Source organism: Enterobacteriaceae endosymbiont of Plateumaris pusilla, from assembly GCF_012562765.1.
Taxonomy (GTDB): domain Bacteria; phylum Pseudomonadota; class Gammaproteobacteria; order Enterobacterales; family Enterobacteriaceae.
Genome location: NZ_CP046226.1, coordinates 437,857 through 463,338 on the forward strand (window position 1 = coordinate 437,857; position 25,482 = coordinate 463,338).

Below are 25,482 nucleotides of genomic sequence, written 5' to 3' on the forward strand. Positions count from 1 at the left end.
TTTAAAAAATTTTATGTAATTATTAATATTAATTATGGAGCTGGGGGGATTCGAACCCCCGTCCAAAATTACTACACTATAAGTATCTACATGTTTAGTATCATCTTATTATTCAACGAAATGAACTGATGAACAAAGTTACAATGTCGTATAGTCTATTTTTTAATATATAATGCTAGACAAATTATATACGATCTCTTTATATATAACCCATTAACTCTTATTAAAGAGAGTAATAATAAGTAACAGGGCTCTCACAGTATTTTAAGCTGCTAAAGCATAATTTTTGTTTTTTGCAACTAAATTTATAGCACGGCTTTTTACAAGGCCAACCGTACAACCTTGACATGCCTCTTAAGTTTTATAATTCTGTCGAATCCAAAATCAGCCCCTTATTATTTTAAATTTTAATATTTTTTTTTATTAAACGCATTTTATTTATATTCCATTCTTTCTTTTTTAATAAATGACGTTTATCATATTTTTTCTTACCCTTTACAACAGCTATTTTTAATTTACACCAAGATTTTTTCCAATACAACCCTATTACAACAATAGTAAATCCTTTACAATTTAAATAATTTTTTAATAAAAAAATTTCTTTTTTATTTAAAAGTAATTCTCTTTTTCTTATAGGATTATATTTAATATGATTACAAATAGTATTTAAAGGATTAATATTAGAATTTAATAAAAATACTTTAGTACTATTATGAAAAATACTCACATAACTATTACTAATAGTTATTTTATTTAATCTTAGTGATTTAACTTCCCATCCTTGCAATATAATTCCTGCTTCTATTTCTTCTTTAATAAAAAAATCATGATATATTTTTTTATTTAAAATAATATAATTTTTTTTCATTTAGATATATATATTATTTTATAATATTAATCTTTTTATCTTATCATAAAAAACAATATTTATTGTACCATATATTATAAATAAAACTTATTTATTTTGTATAATTTTTTTTATATTAATTAATCTATTTTTATTATTAAAAACTAATATAATTATATTTTGTTTGATTTTATTATTTAATCTTATAATATTAATATAATACCAAATAGTATTATTTTTTTCATAATTAATAATATTTGGATAACCTAATATTAGAATAATTTTTTTTTTAGACATATTTTTTTTTATTTTTTTTGTTAAATTAATATCTAAAAAATTTCCTTGATGAGTATTTTCTTGATATATTAGTTTTTTTAATATTGTACAATTAGATAACATTAAAATAAAGGGTAATATAAAAATCATTTTATAATTCATATAAATATCTCTTTGAATATTAATTTATTATTAATTTATTATTAATTTAAAAAATGAATATTTTATTATATATTTTTTTGTTTAAAATAATTAATTTTTTATTAAAATATTTTTAATATAATTAAATATAAATTAAAAATTTTTAATATAATTATTAAAAAATATTTAATTAAAATTTTTTTATAAAAACTTGATAATAATTGTATTACATTAATTAAATTATATATTTATAACTAATATAATGTAAACGGAGAAAAAAATGAGTAACAAAAAAACATTAGATGTTTCTGAAACAAATAATATAAAAAAAAAAGATGATAAAATCGAAAATATTCAAGATGAAATAATTAAAAATAAAAAAAAAAATAATATAGAAAAAGAAAGTTCTATAGAAAATATTCAAGAAAAAAATAGTTTATATCAACTTCGTATTTTTGAATTGGAAAATAAAATAAAAAATTATGAACATAATTTAAGAGATCTTAAACTCCGTTCACAAGCTGAAATAGAAAATATTAGACGTAGATCTCAATTAGACATAGAAAAAATTTATAAATTTTCATTAGAAAAATTTATTAATGAATTATTACCTGTAATTGATAGTTTAGAAAAAGCTGCAGAAATTAGTTTAGAAAATACTACTATTGAAAAATCTATAATTGAAGGAATTCAATTAACTTTAAAATCATTATTAAATACAATAAAAAAATTTGGAATAAATATTATAAATGAAATTAATATTCCTTTTGATCCATCAAAACATCAAGCTATGTCTATTATAGAATCTAACGAAATAAAAGATAATTATATAATAAAAGTTATGCAAAAAGGTTATACTTTAAATGAAAGATTATTAAGACCTGCAATGGTAATTATTGCAAAAAAAAAAAATATTAATTAATTTATTAAATTTATATGCCCATTATAAAATAATAATAAAAAATTTTTATTGGGCATATTAAAAAAATTCAATAATTTATTTTATAAAATTTTATATTAAATTTTTATTACAAAAGGAAAATTATATATGTCTAAAATATGTCAAATAACAGGTAAAAAACCCATGAAAGGAAATAATCGTTCACATGCAATGAATGCAACTAAAAGAAAATTTTTTCCTAATTTACATTATCATAGATTTTGGTTAAAAAGTAAAAAAAAATTTATTACTTTACGTATTTCAACAAAAGGAATGCGTCTTATAGATAAAAAAGGTATAGAAAAAGTAATATTAAATTTATTTTAATTATAATAAAAGAGATTGTACTTATGGCTAAAAAATCACGTAATATTATTAAATTAATTTCATCAGCTGGTACAGGACATTTTTATACAACAACAAAAAACAAAAAATCTAATTCTAAAAAATTAGAACTTAAAAAATTTGACCCTATTATAAGAAAACATATAATATATAAAGAAAGTAAAATTAAATAATTAATAATAATTAATCAGTAATATTAATTATATATAAAAATATATTATTGATTAATTAATTTATTTTAAATAAATAATATATTTTAACCTAATATTTTAGAATGTTTAAATCGTTTTTTAAAACGTTCTACTCTTCCCTTAGTATCTATTATTCTTTGTTTACCAGTATAAAAAGGATGACATAAATTACATACATCTAAATTTATTTTTTTTTTATTTATTAATGTTGATTTAGTATGTATTATATTACCACAAGAACATTGTGCTATAATATTATCATATTTAGGATGAATATTTTGTTTCATTTAATATTACCATTTAATTTTTTTGATTTAATTATATGTTTATTATTAATTTTATTGTATATAAATATTATTTTTAATACAACAATAAAAATTATATTTTTTTATAAAATTTTTTATATCTTATGAAAATAATTCAAATAGTACTTAATAATGAAATTCTTTATAAAAAATTTGATTATTTATTACCAGATTCTATGAATATAGTATTAGGAAGTAGAGTAATAGTTTATATCAAAAATAAAGAATATATTGGAATTGTTATTAATATTAAACATAGTACAAATATTTCTCAAAATAAATTAAAATATTTAAAAGAAAGTTTAGATAAACATTCATTATTTAATACTTCAATATGGAATATGGCTAATAAAATAGCTGTATATTATCAATATTCTATTGGAGTAATACTTTTTCAAATACTTCCTATTTATTTAAGAGAAAAAGTATATTCCCAATATATTTTTTATAATTTATATTGGGTTTTAAATAAAAAATTATTAAATAATAATTTAAAAAAAATAAAATCGTTAAAAAAAATAATGGCATTAAATATTTTAAAAAAAATTAAAATAAATTATGAAAAGATTTCTTATTATGGTCTAACAAATAGTATAATGATATCTTTACAAAAAAAAAATTTTTGTTTTTTACAAAAAAAAAATAACCAGTTACCTATTATAGATAAAAAAAAAACTTTTTGTAATTCAAAAATTTTTATAAATAAAAATAACATTTTAAATAAATTTTATAATAAAATAAATATTTTTATTACTTGGATAATCTCAGGAAGTTTAGTTTTTTTTGAAAATATTGATTTATATTTAAATATAATAAGAATTATTTTATATAAAAAAAAACAAATACTAATTTTAGTACCTAGAATATATTATATATTATATATTTATAAATTTTTATTAAAAAAATTAAATGTTTCTATATATTTATTAAATTCTGAAACTTCAAATAAAGAAAATTTTTTTATTTGGAAAAATACAAAAAATGGAAATATTCCAATTATTATTGGAACAAGTTATGCTATATTAACATCTTTTTTAAATTTAGGTTTAATTATTGTTAATGAAGAACATGATACAGCATATAAACAAATAAATAAATGTAGATATAATGCAAGAGATATAGCTATTTTAAGAGCAAAAACAGAAAATATTCCAATAATATTAGGTTCTACAACTTTAAGTTTAGAAACATTAAATAATATAAATATTGGTAAATATAAATTTTTATCTGATAAATATATAAATATATTGTATAATAAATATTATTATTTTAATTTAATAAATATAAATAATAAAAAATATAAAAATGTTTTTTCTAATATACTTTTAAAAAAAATTCAAAAACATTTAAATAATAAAAATAATATAATGTTATGTGTTAATGATATAGGTCAAATAAATACTATTTTATGTAAAATATGTTATTATATTTTTCAATGTTCTTTTTGTAAGAATAATTATATTTTTTATAAAAAAAAGAAAAAATTATATTGTTCTTTTTGTAAAAATACAATTTTAATGATAAAATATTGTTTAAATTGTAAATCGCGTTTTATTTCTGTTATTTTTATAGAAATAGCTCAAATAATGCATTATTTAAATAAAATATTTCCTTCTATTTTAATTATATATGTTAATAAAAATAGTATTTTAGAATATGAAAAAAAAATAGATAATAAATCTATTATATTTATAAATTCACCATTTTTTATACAAAATAAATTTAATATTTTAAATATTAACCTTATAGTTTTTCTGAAAATAGATAATATTTTTTTTACAAAAAATTTTCGTTATATGGAATATTTTTCTCAATATTTTTTTAGAATATTAAAAAATAATTTAGAAATATATAAAAAAAAAGAAATAATTATACAAACTAATTATACTCAACATAAATTTTTTGATAAATTAATTAATGATTCAGGATATTATAATTTAGCAAAATTTCTTTTAAAAGAAAGAAAATTAATGTTATTACCTCCTTTTAGTAGTCATGTAATATTAATAGCTGAATCGTATAACATTAATTATATAATAATATTTCTTAATAAATTAAAAGATATATATCTAAATAAATATATTAATGATAAAAATTTTTTTATTATGGGACCTATTAATTTATTAGAAAATAAAAAAATAATTCGTTTTCGTAAACAAATAATTTTACAACATTTATCAAGAAATGTTTTACATTATATTATAAAAAATATTATGCAAATAGTAAAAAAAATTATTTATTTTAATAAAATTAAATTTATAATTGATGTTGACCCTATAGAATATTAATTTTAAAAATTTTATTAAATTTATTTTATAAAATATTAAATAATCTAAGGTATTAATCTATGACATATTCTAATAATTTTGATGTAATAGTTATAGGAGGTGGTCATGCTGGAACAGAAGCTGCAATTGCTAGTTCTAAAATGGGTAAATTTACTCTTTTAATAACAAATAATATTGATACGATAGGTCAAATGTCTTGTAATCCATCTATTGGAGGATTAGGAAAAGGACACTTAGTCAAAGAAATTGATGCTTTAAATGGAGTAATGGGAAATGCTATTGATAATTCTGGAATACATTTTAAAATTTTAAATAAAAGTAAAGGACCTGCTGTAAGAGCTACTAGAGCTCAAGCAGATAGAAGATTATATCAAAGATATATAAAACAAAAATTAGAAAATCAAAATAATTTATTAATTTTTCAACAAGAAGTAAAAAAAATAATAATTAAAAATTATACGGTTAAAGGATTAATAACTAAAAATAATGATATTTTTTATTCACAATGTGTTATTATAACAACAGGAACTTTTTTAAATGGTAAAATTTATATAGGAGTAAATAATCAATTTATTGGTGGTAGACTTAATGATTTTTCTTCTTTAGAATTATCTAATTTTTTAAAAGAATTACCCTTAAAAGAAGGTAGATTAAAAACTGGTACACCACCTCGTATTGATAAGAGAAGTATTAATTTTAAAAATTTAGAAGTACAATATGGTGATTATCCTTTACCATTTTTCTCTTTTATCAAAAATAATAAATTTCATTTAAAACAATTACCTTGTTATATTACTTATACAAATAAAAATACTCATAAAATTATATTAGATAATATTATTTATAGTCCGATTTATGAAGGAATAATTAAAAGTAATGGTCCAAGATATTGTCCATCTATTGAAGATAAAGTAGTAAAATTTACTCAAAGAGATTCCCATCAAATTTTTTTAGAACCAGAAGGTTTATATAGTAATGAAATTTATCCTAATGGAATTTCTACAAGTTTACCTTTTAATGTTCAACTATCAATTATTAGATCTATTAAAGGATTAGAAAAATCACATATTACTCGTCCAGGATATGCTGTTGAATATAGTTTTTATGATCCTAGAGGTTTAAAACCTACAATGGAAAGCAAATTTATTAAAGGATTATTTTTAGCTGGACAGATTAATGGTACTACTGGTTATGAAGAAGCTGCTGCACAAGGATTATTATCTGGAATAAATGCATCGCTTTTAATTGACCATAAAAATGGTTGGTATCCATTAAGAAATGAAGCATATTTAGGTGTTTTAGTAGATGATTTATGTACTTTAGGAACTAAAGAACCATATCGTATGTTTACTTCTAGAGCAGAATATAGATTGATTTTAAGAGAAAATAATGCTGATATAAGATTAACTGAAATAGGATATAAATTAGGATTAGTAGATAATAATCGGTGGAAGTTATTTAATCAAAAATTAGAAAATATAGAAAAAGAACGTAATAGATTAAAAAATATTTATATTAAACCAAATAGTTTAATGAGCTTAAAATTTAATAAATTAACAAATAATATTATAAAAAGAGAAATAAATGGAATTAATTTACTTAAAAGACCAGAAATTAGTTATAATGATTTAATTAAATTAGATGTATTTTATCCAGGAATTACAGATATAAAAATAATAAATTATATTGAATCAGAATTAAAATATGAAGGATATATATTACGTCAGCAAGAAAATATTAATAAACAAAAACGTAATGAAAATACTATAATACCTAAAAACATAGAATTTAAAAATATAAAAGGATTATCTAATGAAGCAATTGATAAGTTTCAGTATTATAAACCTTATAGTTTAGGACAAGCATCTAGAATACCTGGTATTACACCTTCTAATATTTCTATTCTTTTAATTTATTTATTAAAAAATAAATTTATTAAATATTAATAATTTTATTTTTAAAAATAATTTATTATGAATATAAAAATTTAAATTATAAAAAATATTTTTAATCTTGTTATATATCAAATTATAAAGTATGTTTTAAAAAATTATAATTATAATTAGGCAATTAAATTCATGATAAAAAAAACATTAGAATCTAAAAATTATATTTTACATCATTTACAACACTTACAATTTGATTTAAATACATTTAAAATTATTCCTCCAGGAGAAACTAATAATTCTTTTTGGATTATAAATTTAGATTCTATTTTTTTTTCATTAATATTAGGTTTACTATTTTTAATTTTTTTTTATATTTGTAAAATAAAAATAACTAAGATTAATAATTATATTATACCAGGAAAATTTCAATTAGCTTGTGAATTAATTATTAATTTTATATATAAGAATATTAAAGAAATATATCCTACAAAAAGTATTCTTATAGCTCCTCTTTCATTAACAATTTTTATATGGATTTTTTTAATGAATTGTATGGATTTAATTCCAATAGATTTAATACCATATATCACTAATAAAATGTTTAATATTTCAACAATAAGAATTGTTCCATCTGCTGATTTAAATACAACTATTTCTATATCTATAGTTATTTTTATTTTAATTATTTTCTATGGTATAAAAAACAAAAATTTTTATAATTTTATAAAGGAATTCACTTTACATCCTTTTAATCACTTTATATTTATACCATTTAATTTAATTATTGAAATTACAACATTAATATCAAAACCTATTTCTTTAAGTTTACGTCTTTTTGGTAATATTTATTCCGGAGGTATAATTTTTATTTTAATTAGTGCATTAATTCCATCTTCATGTCAATGGATATTAAATGTACCTTGGGCAATTTTACATATTATTATATCTTTATTACAAGCATTTATTTTTATGATGTTAAGTATTGTTTATATATCAATGACATCAGAAAATAATAATTAAAAAATTAAAAAATAAAAACTAAAAAGGAAATTATTAATTATGCATAATGCAAATATAGAATTAATATATTTATCTGCTGCAATAATGATTGGTTTAGCAGCAATAGGTGCATCTATAGGAATTAGTTGGTTAGGAGGAAAATTTTTAGAAAGTACAGCTAGACAACCAGATATTGTATCAATATTAAGAACTCAATTTTTTATTGTTGTTGGTTTAATAGATGCAATACCAATGATTACAGTTGGAATAGGATTATATATAATATTTGTCGTATTAAGTTAAATTAAATTTTTTTTGAAATAAATTATATAAATAAAATTATGAATATAAATGCAACTATTATTGGACAAGCTATTACTTTTATTTTAATTGTTATATTTTGTATGTATTATATTTGGCCTCCAATTATTTTAGCTATTAAAAATAGACAAAAAGAAATTAAAGATAAATTATTATTTATAGATAAAGCAAAAAAAGATATAGCTATAGCTGAAAATAATATTTATTTAGAAAAAAATAAGGCACACAAAGAATATAAAATCATTATTAAAAAAGCACAAAAATTAAGTAATAAAATTATTAATGAAGCATACATAGAAAGTAAAAAAATACATAAAACAATAATTAAAGAAGCTAAAAGAGAAATAGAATATGAATATATATTAGCTCATGAATCTTTAAAAAAAGAAACTGTAAAAATAGCAATATCTATTGCTGAAAAAATTATTGAAGATACATTAAAAAATAATAAAAATTATGAAAATAATTTATTCAATAGTTTTATTAATAAATTATAATTTAGGTATATTATTTATTTTATGAAAAATTATATTGCATCACAATATGCTAAAGCAGCATTTTCTTTTGCTTTAGAACATAATAAAATAAAATATTGGAAAGAAAGATTAAATTTTTATAGTAATGTAGTAAAAAATCATTATATAAAAAAATTTTTATATTTTAACAATCATGAATATATATCTAATATTCTTATAAAAATATCTAATAAAAAATTAGATAAATATTTTATAAATATAATTAAAATTATGTCAAAAAATAAACGTTTATCTATTTTAGATAAAATTTTAATAGAATTTAATTCTTTAAATATGAATTATAATAATGAAATTAATATAGATATATTATCTAATAATAAATTAAATATAAAACAATTATTAAAAATTAAAAAATTAATAAATAAAAAATTATCTAAAAAAATTATTATTAATTATAGTAATAATAATAAATTTTTAATTGGAGGTCTTATTATTTCTATTGGAGATAAAATTATAGATAATAGTATAAAAAATAAAATTAATAATATAAGTAAAATACTACAAAAATAAGGCAAAAATAATATAATGAAATTACAAGCAACAGAAATTAGTCAATTAATAAAAAATAAAATTAATGATTATAATGTATTAAATCAATATTATAATGAAGGAATTATTATTTCTATTGCTGATGGTATTATAAAGATATATGGACTCTCAGATATTAAAGAAGGAGAAATCATTTCTCTCCCAAAAAATACTTTTGCTATAGCTTTAAATTTAGAAATAGATTTTGTTGGTGCTGTAGTATTAGGATCTTATTTACATCTAACAGAAGGAATGAAAGTTAAAAGTACTGGAAGTCAACTTACTATTCCAGTAGGAAGAAAATTAATGGGAAGAATTATAGATGCCTTAGGAAATCCTATTGATGGTAAAGGTAATATTGATTATGAATATTTATCTCCTATTGAAGTATCAGCACCATCTGTAATTGATCGTTGTCCAGTTAATGAACCATTACAAACAGGATATAAATTTATCGATGCTATTATACCTATTGGTAAAGGACAGAGACAATTAATTATTGGAGATAGACAAACAGGAAAAACTACACTTGCAATTGATACTATAATTAATCAAAAAAATACTAATGTGAAATGTATATATGTAGGTATTGGTCAAAAACAAACAACTATTTCTAATATTATTAATATATTAGAATCACATGATGTATTAAAAAATACAATTATTATTACTGCATCTGCATCTGATACAGCAATATTACAATATTTAGTTCCATATGCTGGATGTACTATAGGTGAATATTTTAGAGATAGGGGAGAAGATGCTTTAATTATATATGATGATTTATCCAAACAATCTATTGCATATAGACAAATATCTTTATTATTAAGACGTCCTCCTGGAAGAGAAGCATTTCCAGGAGATATTTTTTATATTCATTCTCGTTTATTAGAAAGATCTTCTAGAGTAAATAATTTTTATGTTGAAAAATTTACTAAAGGTAATATTAAAGGTAAAACAGGTTCTTTAACAGCTTTTCCCATAGTAGAAACTCAAGCTGGTGATATTTCTTCTTTTATACCAACAAATATAATTTCTATAACTGATGGACAAATTTTTTTAGATACAAATTTATTTAATAATGGAATAAGACCTGCTATAGATCCTGGAATTTCTGTTTCTAGAGTTGGTAGTAATGCTCAAAATAATATTATAAAAAAACTATCTTCTAATATAAGATTAATTTTAGCTCAATATAGAGAATTAGCTGCATTTTCTCAATTTTCATCAGAATTAGATGATAAAACTAAAAAATATTTAATAGATGGAAAAAAGATAATAGAAATTTTAAAACAAAAACCATATAGACCTTTATCTATAGGAAATCAAGTACTTATATTATTTTCAATATATAAAAAATATATTGATACAATAGATTTAAAAAATATTAAAAATTTTGAATCTGATCTAATTAATTATACTAATTTAAATTTTAAAAATATTTTATATAAAATTAACGAAAATTGTATTTATAATGAAGATATTGAAAATAAATTAAATTTTATTTTTAATGATTTTTTTTCAAATTTTAAATAAAAGAATTTTTTTAGGTAAAATAAATGAATTTTATAAAAGAAATACGAAATAAAATAGAAGGAATAAATAATACAAAAAAAATTACTAAAGCCATGGAAATGGTTACTGTATTTAAAATGCGTAAATCACAAAAAAAAATGTTTTCTAGTAAATTATATATTTCTTTATTATATAAATTAATAAAAAATACTTATTTATCTGAAAATAATATAAATTTTCAACATCAATATTTAGAAAATCATAAAATTATAAAAAATATAGGTTATATAATTATAACAACAGATAAGGGATTATGTGGAAATTTAAATAATAATTTATTTAAATTGCTATTAAATGACATTAAAAAATGGAAAAAACAATCTATTGGTATTAAATCAGCAGTTATAGGTTATAAAGGATTACTTTTTTTAAAAAAAAATAATATTAAAATAGTATCACAAATAACTAATATTAAAATAAAAAAAATTACTATTTTAAATATAAAAAATATTATTTTACATATGTTAAATTTATATAAAACAGTTCATATTGATAAACTATTCATAGTTTATAATAAATATATAAATACTTTAATACAAATACCAACAATATTTCAAATATTACCATTATTTTTTTCTAAAAAAGAAAAAAATATAAAAAAAAATAATTATATTTATGAACCAAATTTCTTAAACGTTATAAATTATATATTAAATAATTATATTAAATTTCAAATATATCAATTTTACTTAGAAAATTTAGCTGGTGAACATGCATCTAGAATGATAGCTATGAAAACAGCTACTGATAATGCTAATATTTTTATTAAAGATCTACAATTATTATATAATAAAATTAGACAATCAAATATTACTCAAGAATTAAATGAAATTATTGCTGGTGCATCTGCTATACAATAGTATTTGTTAAGTATTTATTAAATAAAGGAATAAATAAAATGATATTTGGAAAAATTGTTCAAATTATTGGACCTGTAATTGATGTTTCTTTTCCTATTAATAAAATACCTAAAATATATAATGCTTTAAAAATAAATAATACTTCTATTATATTAGAAGTACAACAACAATTAGGGGATGGAATAGTTCGTACTTTAGCAATGGGGTCATCAGAAGGATTAAAAAGAGGATTAAAAGTTACTGATTTACATCATGGTATTAAAGTTCCAGTTGGAAAATGTGTTTTAGGTCGTATGTTAAATGTTTTAGGTGATCCAATAGATATGAAGGGAGAAATACCCTTATCTTTTGAAAGAAGAGAAATACATCAAAAACCTCCTTTATATACTAATATATCTCATTCATTAGAATTTTTAGAAACAGGTATTAAAGTTATTGATTTAATTTGTCCTTTTTCTAAAGGAAGTAAAATAGGATTATTTGGGGGTGCAGGAGTAGGTAAAACTGTTAATATAATGGAATTAATTCGTAATATTGCAATTGAACATTCTGGGTATTCTGTTTTTGTTGGAGTAGGAGAAAGAACTAGAGAAGGAAATGATTTTTATTTAGAAATGTTAGAATCTAAAATAATAGATAAAGTTTCTTTAATATATGGACAAATGAATGAACCACCAGGAAATAGATTAAGAGTTGCTTTAACAGGTTTAACTATATCAGAAAAATTTAGAGATGATGGAAATAATGTATTATTATTTATTGATAATATTTATAGATATACCTTAGCTGGTAGTGAAGTTTCTGCTTTATTAGGAAGAATTCCATCTGCAGTAGGTTATCAACCTACTCTTTCAGAAGAAATGGGTGTTTTACAAGAAAGAATTACTTCTACTAATAATGGTTCTATAACTTCTATACAAGCTATTTATGTTCCAGCAGATGATCTAACTGATCCATCACCTGCAACTACATTTTCTCATTTAGATGCTACTATAGTTTTAAGTAGACAAATTGCTTCTTTAGGTATATATCCAGCAATAGATCCATTAAACTCTACTAGTAGGCAATTAGATCCATTAATTATTGGTAAAGATCATTACAATATAGCACAAAATGTAAAATCTTTATTACAACGTTATCAGGAACTAAAAGATGTAATTGCTATTTTAGGAATAGATGAATTATCTGATGAAGATAAACTTATTATTTCTCGTGCAAGAAAAATTCAAAAATTTTTTTCACAACCGTTTTTTGTAGCTGAAATGTTTACAGGAATTAAAGGTTCATATGTTAGTTTAAAAGATACCATAAAAGGATTTAAAGGTATAGTTAATGGTGATTTTGATCATTTACCAGAACAAAATTTTTATATGGTAGGTTCAATAAATGAAGTAATAAAAAAATCTAAAAATAATTAATATATTATTGGATAATATTTATGTGTAAAGAATATTTTTTAAATATAATTAATATAGAAAAAAAAATATTTTGTGATTTAGTACAAAAAATAAAAATTCCAGGAATAGAAGGATATTTAAGTATATATCCTGGTCATATACCTTTATTAACTTTAATAAAACCAGGAATTATATACATTAATCAAAAAAAATATAATCAATATATTTATATTTCAGGTGGAATATTAGAAATTAAAAGAAAACAAGTTAATATTTTAGCAGATGTTGCCATAAAAAGTTCTGATTTAAATGAAAAAAAAATTTTACAAAAAAAATATCAAATAGAAAAAAAAATAAATTTTAACAAAAATAATATGATAGCTATAAAAGAATTATCTAAAATTATAGCTCAATTAAAAATAATTCAATTAATCAAAAAAAATAATAATAAATAATTTTACTTATATATATTTAATTTTAATATAAAAATATTTTAAAATAATTTTTTTTATTAATTAATAAAATTATTCTAATTATATTAAAATATAAATATTTTATTAATAAAATAAAATTTAATTTAATTTAATTTAATTTAATTTAATTTAATACTATTATACAGTATTAATAATTTTTATTAAATTTTTTAATTTTAAATAAAGAATATTATTTATATAATAAATGTATCATATATCAAAAATATTATTTTACTTATATTATATGTAATTCTATTGTAATTGTTAGATTATTATACAAATTTAATTAAAAATAATATTATAAATATAATTATTATGTTTTAAACATTATTATTTTTAATCTTTTTTATATTTAAAATATTTTACATATCTATAAATATATAATTATTCATAAAAAAAATAATATTTTTAATAGGTAATATATGAATCATAATTTATTTGTAATAAAAAAAAATGGAAATATTGAATCTATAAATTTAAATAAAATTTATAGAATGCTTAATAGAGCAGCTAAAAACTTAACAAATATATCTATATCTAAAGTACAATCAATATCTTATTCACAATTTTATAATAATATTACTACTACTAATATTCATGATATAATTATAAAAACTACAGCAGATCTTATTTCAGAAAAAAATCCTAATTATCAATATATGGCAGCAAGATTATTAATTTTTCATTTAAGAAAAAAAGCTTATGGTCAATTTCAACCACCTAAATTATATAATCATGTTAAATCAATGATATATCAAAAAAAATACGATAAATTTCTTTTAGAAGTATATACAAAAGAAGAATTTAAATTTATGGATAAATTTATTGATCATAATCGTGATATGAAATTTTCTTATGCAGCAGTTAAGCAATTAGAAGGAAAATATTTAATTAAAAATAGAGTAACAGGAAAAATTTATGAAAGTGCTCAATTTTTATATATTCTAATATCTGCATGCTTATTTGCTAAATATCATAATTCAAAAAGAATGGATTATATAAAAAAATTTTATAATGCTATTTCTACATTTAAAATTTCTTTACCTACTCCTATTATGTCTGGAGTTCGTACTCCTAATAAACAATTTAGTTCATGCATTTTAATTGAATGTGATGATAATATTGATTCTATTAATGCAACTACAAGTGCTATTATTAAATATATTTCTCATAGAGCAGGAATTGGTATTAATGCAGGACGTATTCGCGCTGAAGGTAGTCCTATTAGAAATGGAGAAGCATTTCATACTGGATGTATACCTTTTTATAAACATTTTCAAACAGCAATAAAATCTTGTTCTCAAGGAGGAGTAAGAGGTGGTGCTGGAACATTATTTTTTCCATTATGGCATTTAGAAATTACTAATTTATTAGTATTAAAAAATAATAGAGGTACAGAAGATAATAGAGTTCGTCATATAGATTATGCAGTACAATTAAATAAATTATTATACAAACGTTTAATTAATGGAGATATTATTACTTTATTTAGTCCTTCAGATGTACCAGATTTATATGAATCTTTTTTTTCAGATCAAAAAAAATTTGAATTTCTTTATAAAAAATATGAAAAAAACATTAATATTCGTAAAAAAAATCTTACTGCTATAAATTTATTTTCATTAATGATGCAAGAACGTACTTCTACAGGAAGAATATATATTCAAAATGTTGATCATTGTAATACACATTCTGCATTTATTTCTAGTATTGCTCCCATTAGACAATCTAATTTATGTTTAGAAATTACTCTTCCAACTAAACCATTAAATAATGTTAATGATCCTAATGGAGAAATTGGATTATGTACTTTATCAGCTTTTAATTTAGGAGTAATTAATAATTTAACTGAATTAAAAACATTATCAGATTTAATAGTAAGAGCATTAAATTGTTTATTAGATTATCAGGAATATCTTATTCCTGCAGCAAAAAATGCTGCTTTAGGAAGAAGATCTTTAGGAATAGGAGTAATTAATTATGCTTATTATTTAGCAAAAAATAATGTTCGTTATTCTGATAATAGTGCAAATAATTTAACACATAAGACTTTTGAAGCTATTCAATATTATCTTCTACAAGCTTCTAATAATTTAGCTAAAGAAGAAGGTACTTGTCCTTTATTTAAAGAAACTACTTATTCACAAGGAATTTTACCTATTGATACATATAAAAAGTCAGTTGATAATATTACTAATGAACCTTTACATTTTAATTGGGAAAAATTAAGAAATAAAATTAAAAAATATGGTTTACGTAATTCAACATTATCTGCTTTGATGCCCTCAGAAACTTCATCTCAAATATCTAATGCAACTAATGGAATTGAACCACCAAGAGGATATATAAGTATAAAAACATCAAAAAGTGGGATATTAAAACAAGTTATACCTGAATATGAAAAATTAAAAGAAAAATATGAACTATTATGGAATATTCCTAATAATAGTGGATATTTAAATTTAATTAGTTTAATGCAAAAATTTGTTGATCAATCAATTTCATCAAATATAAATTATGATCCTAAAAAATTTATTAATGGTAAAATACCAATGCAACAATTATTACAAGACTTATTAAAAGCATATCAATTAGGAATAAAAACTTTATACTATCAAAATACAAGAGATGGAGCTAAAGATAGACAAAGTGATCTAAATTCCATAGAATCTAATATCTGTCATTATGGGTCTTGTATAATTTAATAAAATTTATTAATTAGTATTTGGATAATAAAATGAGTTATACTACTTTTTCTTATAAAAAAAATAATCAGTTAAAAGAACCTATGTTTTTTGGACAATCTGTAAACATAGCTCGTTATGATCAACAAAAACATTATATTTTTGAAAAATTAATTGAAAAACAATTAAGTTTTTTTTGGAGACCTGAAGAAATAGATATATCATGTGATCGTATTCATTATGAAAATCTACCTCAACATGAAAAACATATATTTATTAGTAATTTAAAATATCAAACTTTATTAGATTCTATTCAAGGAAGAAGTCCAAACATAGCATTATTACCATTAATTTCTATTCCTGAACTAGAAACATGGGTGGAAACATGGTCTTTTTTTGAAACAATACATTCTCGTTCTTATACTTATATTATTAGAAATATTATTAATGATCCTTCATTAGTTTTTGATGATATTGTAACAAATAAAAATATTATTCTTAGAGCAACAGATATTATTCATTATTATGATGAACTTATTAAAATGACAAATTATTGGCATTTATTTGGAGAAGGTTCTCATATAATTAATGGATTAAAAAAAAATATTAGTTTATATGAATTGAAAAAAAAATTATATTTATGTTTAATGAATATTAATATATTAGAATCAATAAGATTTTATGTTAGTTTTGCATGTTCTTTTGCTTTTGCTGAAAGAGAATTAATGGAAGGTAATGCAAAAATTATTCGTTTTATAGCACGTGATGAATATTTACATTTAATAGGAACACAATATATATTAAATATAATGCATAAGGGAGATGAAGATATAGATATGGCAAAAATTGCTATTGAATGTCGTCCTCAATGTTATAAATTATTTTTAAATGCTGCAAAACAAGAACAAAAATGGGCTGAATATTTATTTTCTAATGGTACTATAATAGGATTAAATAAAAAAATTTTATGTCAATATATTAAATATATTACTAATGTAAGAATGAAAAATATTGGTTTAAATTTACCTTTTAAAATTAAAAATAATCCTATACCATGGATTAATTCATGGTTAATTTCAGATAATGTACAAATGGCTCCTCAAGAAGTAGAAGTTAGTTCTTATTTAATTGGACAAATTGATTCTACAGTTAATATTAAAGATTTTAATAATTTTAAATTATAAATTTATATGACTGTTATAATATTATAACAGTCATATATTTAATTTATTAAATAATAAAATAAATTTTTATATATTTTTTATTTTATTAAATAAAATAAAGAAAAAATTGATCCTAATAATAAAAAAATTAAAATAAATTTTTCTTTATTATTTAATATAAGAATATCAGGATTATATATTTTTGATATTATCAAAAATATTAAACCAGGAGCATATAAAATTAATGATAATAATAAATGTAAAGGTCCTGAAGCATATAATAACCATATACCATATATACATGATCCTATGCCTATAAATATATGTAATATTTTTTTATTATAACAAGATATTTTTAATAAATATGCACCAACTAAAAAATAAGGTACTAATATCATTTCAGATGCTAGAATTAATAAATTATTATAATCTAATTTTGTTAACCAAATTAAAATTAAACATAATTGCATACTACTATTTGTAAACCAAAGTGCTAAAGAAGGTACTTTATTAATATTTTGTTTTTCAAAACATTTAGGAAACATTCTATTTTTTGCTGCTATCCATGGAACTTCAGCTGCCATAATTGTCCAACTTAAATAAGCACCACAAACTGATATAATTAATCCTAAAGCTATAACTATATTGCCCCATTTACCAATTAATATTGTCATTAATCCTGCCATGGAAGGATTTCTCATATTAGCTAAATCTATTCTATTAATAATTCCTAATGATAATATTGTTACTGATAAATATACACATAAAGCAATCATAACTGCTAATAATGTTGCTTTACCTACATCATTTTTATTTTTAGCTTTAGAAGATAAAATTACTGCTCCTTCTACTCCAATAAATACCCATAGAGTAATTAACATTGTATTTTTTATTTGTTCCCAAATTGGAATTCCTAATTTAATTCCAGTAAAATCAATATTAAATTTTTGAAGATTAAAAGCTAATATAGATAATATTATAAATATACTTAATGGAAGTAATTTTCCTAAAGTAGCAATTATATTAATAATTGCTGCAGTTCGAGTTCCCTTTAATAATAAAAAATGTACAGACCAAAGTAAAATTGATGCACCTAATATAGATTCCCATGTATTACCATTACCAAAAATTATATGATTAGAATGATCAGTAAAAAAACTTATTGCTGAAAAAACAATAACTAAATAAGAAACATTTGCAATAACTGCACATAACCAATAACCCCATGCAGAGCAAAATCCTATTAATTCTCCGAATCCATCTCTAGCATATGCAAAAATACCACCATCAAGATTAGGTTTTAGTTTATGAAGTAGTAACATTGAAACAGCTAAAAAAATAATTCCTATTCCAGTAATAATCCATCCTATTATTAATGCAGCAGGACTTGCAATAGCTGCCATATTTTGTGGTAAACTAAAAACACCTGCTCCTAACATAGAACTAATCACTAATGCTGTTAATGATTTTAAATCTAATTTTTTATTCAAAATAATTCCTTTTTATATAATAATTTATTAAAATTATTTAATTTTAAAACAAATTATATATAATAATCATTAATATATATAATTAAACAGGATTATTTATGTCAATAAAATTAATTTTAAGTTTATATTTATTTTTTAACCACTCACCTAACATAATTACACCTCCTTTTTCGGTAGCATGATGTCCTGCAGATATAAAATTAATACCATATTCTGTAGCAATATGTATTGTTTGTTCTGATATTTCACCTGTAAGAAAAACATCAATATTAAAATTTATTATTTTCTCAAAAAATTTTTGTCCAGCTCCACTACACCAAGCAATATTATTTATAATTTTAGGTGCATTTTTTCCTAAATGTAGAGGTATACGATTTAATTTATATTTAATTAGTTTTATTAAATCTTTAATGGTTAAAGGAGGATTAAAATTACCATAAAAAACAAAAGGATTAATTTTACCTAAAATATTAATATTTAATAAATTTGCTAAAAATATATTATTACTTATAGTATTATTAATATCTAATGGAATATGCCAACTATATAAATTTATATTATTAGATAATAATGTTTTTAAACGATTACGTTTCAATCCTTTTATTATTAAAGATTCATTTTTCCAAAAATATCCATGATGTACTATGATTGCATCTGCCTTTTTAGAAACTGCCCTATCTAATAAATCTTGACATGCACTAACTCCTATAATAATATTTGTAATATTATTTTTTCCTTCTATTTGTAATCCATTGGGAACATAATCATTAATATTATTTGAATTTAATTTTTCATTAATAATTTTTTCTAATTCAATATTATTTATCATTTTCATTTAAAATAAATATATATATAATAAATCATTAAATTTAAAATTAATATTTAAATATACTTATTTTATTTTTTTAAGTTAATAATTATTAATTATATAATATTTAAAAGTGAAAATAAAAATTTTTAATAAGAGGAAAAAATATAAATGTTTGAAAATTTACGAAATAAATTATCAAAAACATTATCTAAAATAAGTAATTATGGCAGATTAACAGAAAAAAATATAAAAGAGACATTAGATAAAATATCTAATAATTTATTAGAAGCAGATGTAGCATTAAAAGTTGTTAATAATCTTATTGATAATCTTAAAAAAGATGTTGTTGGTAAAAGAATTAATAATAGTTTTACTCCTGGACAAGAATTAATTAAATTAGTTAAAGATAATTTAATAAAAATTATGGATAAATCTAATATAAATATTAATTTAGCGATTCAACCACCTGCAGTAATTTTATTAGCAGGATTACAAGGTTCTGGAAAAACTACTAGTACTATTAAATTAGCATATTTTTTGAAAAAAAAATATAAAAAAAAAATAATAGTTGCATCAACTGATATTTATAGACCTGCAGCTATGGAACAATTAAAAATTTTAGCTCAGCAAGTAAAAATAGATTTTTTTAATCAAAATAAAAATTTTTCTTCAATAAAAATTGCTCAAAATGCATTAAATCATGCAAAAATTAATTTTTATGATATATTAATCATAGATACTGCTGGAAGATTACATATAAATGATATTATGATGAATGAAATAAAAAATATTCATGATTATATCAAACCGATAGAAACTTTATTTGTTGTTGATTCAATGACCGGACAAGATGCAGTTAATAGTGCTAATATTTTTAATAAAATATTACCATTAACAGGAATTTTTTTAACCAAAACTGATGGTGATTCAAGAGGTGGAGCTGCTTTATCAATTAGATATATAACTAATAAACCAATAAAATTTATTGGTACTGGAGAAAAATTAGATAAAATAGAAGTTTTTTCTCCAAAAAATATTACTATTAGAATTTTAGGAATGCAAGAAGAATTATCTTCTATTAAAGATATTGAAAATAAAATTAATAATATAAAAAATGAAAAATTAATAAAGAAATTAAAAGAAGGAAAAGAATTTAATATAAGTGATTTTTTAAATCAAATAGAACAAATAAATAAAATAGGTAATAATGGAATTACAAAATTAATAAATAAAATGAATTTTTCAAATATAAATTATTCTATTAATCCAATATCAAATATTCTTAATACAAATAGTAATATAGTTAAAGAAACTAAAACAATTATTAATTCTATGACTATTAAAGAAAAATTAGATATTAATATTATTAATTATTCAAGAAAAAAAAGAATATCTATGGGATCTGGTATTTCTATACAAAAAATTAATATTATTTTTAAACAATATAATCAATTTAGATTAATATCTAAAAAAATAAAAAATAATCATGGTATAAAAAAAATTTTTCATAAATTACAAAATATTTTTCCAAAAAAAAAAAATTAAATATTTAGTATAGGTGATATTATATGGTTAAAATTCGTTTATCTCGTCATGGAATAAAAAAGAAACCTTTTTATCAAATAGTTGTAACTAATAATAAAAGTCCAAGAGATGGACGTTTTATTGAACGTATTGGTTATTTTAATCCATTTTCTTCAAAAAAAAATGATAATATTAAAATAAATAAAGAAAAAGTAAATTTTTGGATATCAAAAGGAGCAATTATTTCTAAAAGAGTTAATTTTTTAATAAAAAATAATAATTGAATTATTACAAAATGAATATTATTAAAAAAATAGTATTAGGTAAATTTGGATCAGTACATGGTATAAAAGGATATATAAAATTATATTCTTATACATCTAATAAAAAAAATATTTTTTTTTATAAAAATTTATTTATTATGAATAATAAATCTAAAATAGTTCCAATAATATTTACTAATTGGATATTTAATAATAATTATTATATTGTTAAAATCAATAATTTTAATAATCGTAATGAAGTTATTAAATTAGTAAATTATAAAATTTATATTTTTTATCATTATTTAACAAAATATAAAAAAATAGGTGAATATTATTGGAATGATATAATTGGATGTAAAATTATTAATATAAATAATTCTAATAATTTAGGTATAGTAAAAAATATTATATCAACAGGTGCTAATGATGTACTTATTATAAAATCTGATATTTTAATAAAAAATAAAAAAAATATTAAATTAAAATTAATCCCTTTTATTGAAAATCAAGTCATTAAAAATATTGATTTAACAAATCATATTATTCAAGTAAATTGGAATTTTAATATTTATTAAAGTAAAAAATAATTATGTGGATTGGTATTATTAGTTTATTTCCTGAAATGTTTAAATCAATTACTGATTATGGAATAATTAGTAAAGGTATAAAAAAAAAACTTTTAAAATTAAAATTTTGGAATCCTAGAGATTATACAAAAAATAAATATCATAATGTAGATTGTAATATTTATGGTGGTGGTAGTGGAGTTTTATTAAAGGCAGAACCATTAATAAAATCTATTAATGCTGCACAATATAAAGCAAATGGTTATGCAAAATTAATTTATTTATCTCCTCAAGGAAAAAGAATTAATAAATCATATATAAAAAATTTATTAATATATAAAAAATTAATATTAGTTTGTGGTAGGTATAAAGGTATAGATGAACGAGTTATAAATTCTTATATAGAAGAAGAAATATCTATAGGCGATTATATTCTTAGTGGAGGAGAATTACCAGCTATGGTTTTAATTGATGTTTTAGCTAGATTAATTCCTGGAGTTTTAAATAAAAAATCTTCAAATGATACAGATTCTTTTTTTAATAATGGCTTATTAGACTGCCCAAATTATACTAGACCAAAAATATTAAAAAATATGGAAAAAGTACCGGATATTTTATTATCAGGAAATCATAAAAAAATAAAGGAATGGAGATTACAACAATCTTTAGGTCGTACATGGTTAAAAAGACCAGATTTATTTAAAAAAAAAAAATTAACTAAAGAAGAAAAAATATTATTTGATCAATTTAAAAATAATTATTTTAAAAAAAATTTTTTTAAAAAATAATATAATATTAGGAAATATAATGAATATTATTAATTCTATAGAAAAAGAACAAATAAAGAAAAGTACAATTTCTCTTTTATTTAGACCAGGAGATACATTAGAAATAAAAGTATGGGTTGTTGAAGGTTCTAAAAAAAGATTACAATCTTTTGAAGGAATTGTAATTGCTATACGTAAAAGAGGTTTAAATACTTCATTTACTGTAAGAAAAATATCTAATAATATTGGTATTGAACGTGTATTTCAAATATATTCAAAAATAATTAATTCTATAACTATAAAAAAACATGGATATGTTAAAAAAGCAAAATTATATTATTTACGTAAATTAACAGGAAAATCAGCTCGTATTAAAGAACGTTTAATGTAAAATATCTAATAAAATATTATTTTTATAAAAAATTTATTAAATTTATAATTATTTTTAAATTTGTAAAATACGGTTTTCTAAATTAGAAAATCGTACTATTTTTGATTTTATTGATTTAAACAATATTGAATTATTACTACTATAAATTGATATTTTTGATTTAGATCTTGTAATTGCAGTATAAATTAATTCTCTAGTTAATATTGATGAATATTTATTAGGTAATACTAAAGATGTATTATTAAATTCTGAACCTTGAGATTTATGTACTGTAATTGCATATGCTAAATCATATTTAGGTAAATTATTTATAAGAACATTATGATATTTTCCATTAGATAAATTAAATTTAATTTTTAATTCATTATCTAATTTATCTAAAAAAGTAATTCCTATATCACCATTATATAAATTTAAAAAACTATTATTTTGTGTAATAATAATAGGACGACCTATATACCAATTATTTTCTTTGTAAGTATTATTTAAAATATTGTTCTCTAAAAATTCATTTTCTAATTGAGCATTAATTTCTTTTGTACCAAATAATCCATGTTTTATAGCACATAAAATTTGATATTTATTAAAATAATTAAAAATATCATGAATATTACTGTATTTTATTAAATAATTAAAGTATTTTTTATATTCTAAAACAAATTTCATTATCATTAATTTATATTTTTTTTCATTATAAATATTAATATATCTAACATCATTAAATTTATTATTAAATAATAATTCTTTAGTTTTTTTTACATTTCCTTCTTTTATTAATATGGCTAATTTACTAATTCCTGAATTATGTTCATAACGATAATTATGTTTTAATAAACTAATACAATTACGTAAAAAAAAACTTTGAGTATTATTTTTCTTTTCAACAAGATAATTAGTTATGTCATATAACCATTTTGAATATTCTTTAGTAAAATTAAATTTTTTAAAATTACAAAGATCCTTAAAAATATAACCAATTTCTATTGGAGGTAATTGATTATCATCACCTAATAAAATTAGTTTACTATTAGTAGATAAAATATTTAATATAATTGACATTAAATTTAAATCAATCATAGATGCTTCATCTATAATTAATAGATCAACAATTAGTTTATTATTAATATTATATAAAGTTTCTTTATTATACATATTAATTTTTAATAAATGATGAATAGTAGTTGCTTTATAAGGAATATTTTTTCTTTCTTCTTTACTAATTAAAAAATTATTTTTTATAAAATATTGATTAATTGATTCTGTTAGTCTATTAGCTGCTTTTCCTGTACTAGCAACTATTTTAATTTTTAAGGGAATAGAATACATTTTTATAAAAAATATTATTAATTTTGCTATAATATGTGTTTTACCTGTACCAGGAGATCCTGTAATTATACTGATTTTATGAGTAAAAGCAATAGCTACTGATATTTTTTGCCAAATATCATTTTGATTAAATAAAAGATTTAATGTTTTTTTTATATTATTTTTTTTTGGTAAAATAAAATAATTATTTATTAAATTTTTAATAATTATATTTTCTGCTTTCCATATTCTATATAAATAAAGACAATTATTTTGTATAACTAATGGAGTAACTTTATCACCATTACCAATAATTGAATAATATAATAGTTTTTTTTTCTGTTTTGTAATATTATTAATTAATTCTATTTCTTTTTTTGATAAAATAATATTTTTTTTTTTTAATATACTCTTTATATTAAATCTTAATAAAGGTAAACAAACATTACCTTTACTAGTAAAGTAACTAAGATAGGCAACAATAAACATTAAATATGGTTCATTTTTAGATGTAAGTATATATGCAAATTGTAAATCAATTAAACGCATAAAATTATTTTTATATAATTTTTTTAAAAAATAATACATATTATTAATTTAGTTA

At 19.1% G+C, this 25,482-nt stretch carries 26 protein-coding genes and 1 other RNA gene; 20 read left to right on the plus strand and 7 right to left on the minus strand.

Annotated features, from left to right (window positions below):
* Positions 1-32 precede the first annotated feature (32 nt).
* From ssrA to bamE, 3 genes are all read right to left on the minus strand, one after another.
* Positions 33-392: a transfer-messenger RNA gene (ssrA, locus tag GJT83_RS02090) on the minus strand.
* An 8-nt stretch (positions 393-400) separates the two neighbouring features.
* Positions 401-868: an SsrA-binding protein SmpB gene (smpB, locus tag GJT83_RS02095; protein ID WP_168892785.1), complete on the minus strand. Its 468-nt coding sequence runs from the start codon at positions 866-868 to the stop codon at positions 401-403.
* Positions 869-955: 87 nt separating this feature from the next.
* Positions 956-1,285 (minus strand): outer membrane protein assembly factor BamE domain-containing protein, encoded by a 330-nt coding sequence (gene bamE / locus GJT83_RS02100; RefSeq protein ID WP_168892786.1) that lies wholly within the window; start codon positions 1,283-1,285, stop codon positions 956-958.
* 259 nt (positions 1,286-1,544) lie between these two features.
* Here bamE and grpE point away from each other — a divergent pair, with 259 nt between their 5' ends.
* The 3 genes from grpE (at position 1,545) to rpmG (ending at position 2,722) form a co-directional block, all read left to right on the plus strand.
* Positions 1,545-2,186: a nucleotide exchange factor GrpE gene (gene grpE / locus GJT83_RS02105; RefSeq protein ID WP_168892787.1), complete on the plus strand. Its 642-nt coding sequence runs from the start codon at positions 1,545-1,547 to the stop codon at positions 2,184-2,186.
* A 126-nt stretch (positions 2,187-2,312) separates the two neighbouring features.
* Positions 2,313-2,531 (plus strand): 50S ribosomal protein L28, encoded by a 219-nt coding sequence (gene rpmB, locus GJT83_RS02110; protein WP_168892788.1) that lies wholly within the window; start codon positions 2,313-2,315, stop codon positions 2,529-2,531.
* A gap of 23 nt (positions 2,532-2,554) precedes the next feature.
* The gene (gene rpmG / locus GJT83_RS02115; RefSeq protein ID WP_168892789.1) at positions 2,555-2,722 is read left to right on the plus strand and encodes a 50S ribosomal protein L33; all 168 of its coding nucleotides are present in this window, start codon (positions 2,555-2,557) and stop codon (positions 2,720-2,722) included.
* A gap of 83 nt (positions 2,723-2,805) precedes the next feature.
* On the opposite strand, the gene rpmE is transcribed toward rpmG, so the two are convergent.
* Positions 2,806-3,027, minus strand: a complete 222-nt coding sequence (rpmE, locus tag GJT83_RS02120; RefSeq protein ID WP_168892790.1) for a 50S ribosomal protein L31 — start codon at positions 3,025-3,027, stop codon at positions 2,806-2,808.
* Positions 3,028-3,149: 122 nt separating this feature from the next.
* On the opposite strand from rpmE, the gene priA reads away from it, so the two are divergent.
* The 12 genes from priA (at position 3,150) to nrdB (ending at position 17,779) form a co-directional block, all read left to right on the plus strand.
* Positions 3,150-5,333, plus strand: a complete 2,184-nt coding sequence (priA, locus tag GJT83_RS02125) for a replication restart helicase PriA (RefSeq protein WP_168892791.1) — start codon at positions 3,150-3,152, stop codon at positions 5,331-5,333.
* 59 nt (positions 5,334-5,392) lie between these two features.
* The gene (mnmG, locus tag GJT83_RS02130) at positions 5,393-7,279 is read left to right on the plus strand and encodes a tRNA uridine-5-carboxymethylaminomethyl(34) synthesis enzyme MnmG (protein WP_168892792.1); all 1,887 of its coding nucleotides are present in this window, start codon (positions 5,393-5,395) and stop codon (positions 7,277-7,279) included.
* A gap of 132 nt (positions 7,280-7,411) precedes the next feature.
* Positions 7,412-8,242 (plus strand): F0F1 ATP synthase subunit A, encoded by an 831-nt coding sequence (gene atpB / locus GJT83_RS02135; RefSeq protein ID WP_168892793.1) that lies wholly within the window; start codon positions 7,412-7,414, stop codon positions 8,240-8,242.
* A 39-nt stretch (positions 8,243-8,281) separates the two neighbouring features.
* A complete protein-coding gene (atpE, locus tag GJT83_RS02140) occupies positions 8,282-8,524 on the plus strand; it encodes a F0F1 ATP synthase subunit C (protein WP_168867288.1) in 243 nt (80 codons plus the stop codon).
* A 38-nt stretch (positions 8,525-8,562) separates the two neighbouring features.
* Entirely contained in the window at positions 8,563-9,039 is a 477-nt protein-coding gene (gene atpF, locus GJT83_RS02145) for a F0F1 ATP synthase subunit B (protein ID WP_168892794.1), read from the plus strand.
* Positions 9,040-9,060: 21 nt separating this feature from the next.
* Positions 9,061-9,588, plus strand: coding sequence for a F0F1 ATP synthase subunit delta (locus GJT83_RS02150; protein ID WP_168892795.1), 528 nt, complete (start codon positions 9,061-9,063; stop codon positions 9,586-9,588).
* 15 nt (positions 9,589-9,603) lie between these two features.
* Entirely contained in the window at positions 9,604-11,142 is a 1,539-nt protein-coding gene (atpA, locus tag GJT83_RS02155) for a F0F1 ATP synthase subunit alpha (protein ID WP_168892796.1), read from the plus strand.
* Positions 11,143-11,165: 23 nt separating this feature from the next.
* Complete coding sequence (gene atpG, locus GJT83_RS02160) at positions 11,166-12,041, plus strand: ATP synthase F1 subunit gamma (RefSeq protein ID WP_168892797.1); 876 nt, start codon at positions 11,166-11,168, stop codon at positions 12,039-12,041.
* Positions 12,042-12,079: 38 nt separating this feature from the next.
* Positions 12,080-13,459 carry a F0F1 ATP synthase subunit beta gene (gene atpD / locus GJT83_RS02165; RefSeq protein WP_168892798.1) on the plus strand — a complete coding sequence of 460 codons (1,380 nt, stop codon included), beginning with the start codon at positions 12,080-12,082 and terminating at the stop codon, positions 13,457-13,459.
* 20 nt (positions 13,460-13,479) lie between these two features.
* Positions 13,480-13,893, plus strand: coding sequence for an ATP synthase F1 subunit epsilon (gene atpC, locus GJT83_RS02170; protein ID WP_168892799.1), 414 nt, complete (start codon positions 13,480-13,482; stop codon positions 13,891-13,893).
* Positions 13,894-14,333: 440 nt separating this feature from the next.
* The gene (gene nrdA / locus GJT83_RS02175; protein ID WP_168892800.1) at positions 14,334-16,616 is read left to right on the plus strand and encodes a class 1a ribonucleoside-diphosphate reductase subunit alpha; all 2,283 of its coding nucleotides are present in this window, start codon (positions 14,334-14,336) and stop codon (positions 16,614-16,616) included.
* 32 nt (positions 16,617-16,648) lie between these two features.
* The gene (nrdB, locus tag GJT83_RS02180; RefSeq protein WP_168892801.1) at positions 16,649-17,779 is read left to right on the plus strand and encodes a class Ia ribonucleoside-diphosphate reductase subunit beta; all 1,131 of its coding nucleotides are present in this window, start codon (positions 16,649-16,651) and stop codon (positions 17,777-17,779) included.
* Positions 17,780-17,856: 77 nt separating this feature from the next.
* Here nrdB and GJT83_RS02185 read toward each other — a convergent pair whose 3' ends face one another.
* Both GJT83_RS02185 and GJT83_RS02190 read right to left on the minus strand, forming a co-directional pair.
* Positions 17,857-19,248: a basic amino acid/polyamine antiporter gene (locus tag GJT83_RS02185; RefSeq protein WP_168892802.1), complete on the minus strand. Its 1,392-nt coding sequence runs from the start codon at positions 19,246-19,248 to the stop codon at positions 17,857-17,859.
* Positions 19,249-19,330: 82 nt separating this feature from the next.
* Positions 19,331-20,074 carry a Nif3-like dinuclear metal center hexameric protein gene (locus tag GJT83_RS02190; protein WP_168892873.1) on the minus strand — a complete coding sequence of 248 codons (744 nt, stop codon included), beginning with the start codon at positions 20,072-20,074 and terminating at the stop codon, positions 19,331-19,333.
* A gap of 153 nt (positions 20,075-20,227) precedes the next feature.
* Between GJT83_RS02190 and GJT83_RS02195 the strand changes: the two genes are divergently transcribed.
* Genes GJT83_RS02195 through rplS form a run of 5 tightly spaced genes read left to right on the plus strand, consistent with a single transcriptional unit; the run spans position 20,228 to position 23,573 of the window.
* Positions 20,228-21,604, plus strand: coding sequence for a signal recognition particle protein (locus tag GJT83_RS02195; protein ID WP_168892803.1), 1,377 nt, complete (start codon positions 20,228-20,230; stop codon positions 21,602-21,604).
* Between the two features lie 23 nt (positions 21,605-21,627).
* Positions 21,628-21,867, plus strand: a complete 240-nt coding sequence (gene rpsP / locus GJT83_RS02200) for a 30S ribosomal protein S16 (RefSeq protein ID WP_168892804.1) — start codon at positions 21,628-21,630, stop codon at positions 21,865-21,867.
* An 11-nt stretch (positions 21,868-21,878) separates the two neighbouring features.
* Positions 21,879-22,424 (plus strand): ribosome maturation factor RimM, encoded by a 546-nt coding sequence (gene rimM, locus GJT83_RS02205; protein ID WP_168892805.1) that lies wholly within the window; start codon positions 21,879-21,881, stop codon positions 22,422-22,424.
* Positions 22,425-22,438: 14 nt separating this feature from the next.
* Positions 22,439-23,203 (plus strand): tRNA (guanosine(37)-N1)-methyltransferase TrmD, encoded by a 765-nt coding sequence (trmD, locus tag GJT83_RS02210; RefSeq protein ID WP_168892806.1) that lies wholly within the window; start codon positions 22,439-22,441, stop codon positions 23,201-23,203.
* Positions 23,204-23,219: 16 nt separating this feature from the next.
* Positions 23,220-23,573 carry a 50S ribosomal protein L19 gene (gene rplS / locus GJT83_RS02215; RefSeq protein WP_246208755.1) on the plus strand — a complete coding sequence of 118 codons (354 nt, stop codon included), beginning with the start codon at positions 23,220-23,222 and terminating at the stop codon, positions 23,571-23,573.
* Between the two features lie 54 nt (positions 23,574-23,627).
* Here the strand turns inward: rplS and recD are convergent, their stop codons facing one another.
* Positions 23,628-25,466 carry an exodeoxyribonuclease V subunit alpha gene (recD, locus tag GJT83_RS02220; protein WP_281348855.1) on the minus strand — a complete coding sequence of 613 codons (1,839 nt, stop codon included), beginning with the start codon at positions 25,464-25,466 and terminating at the stop codon, positions 23,628-23,630.
* Positions 25,467-25,482: the final 16 nt, after the last annotated feature.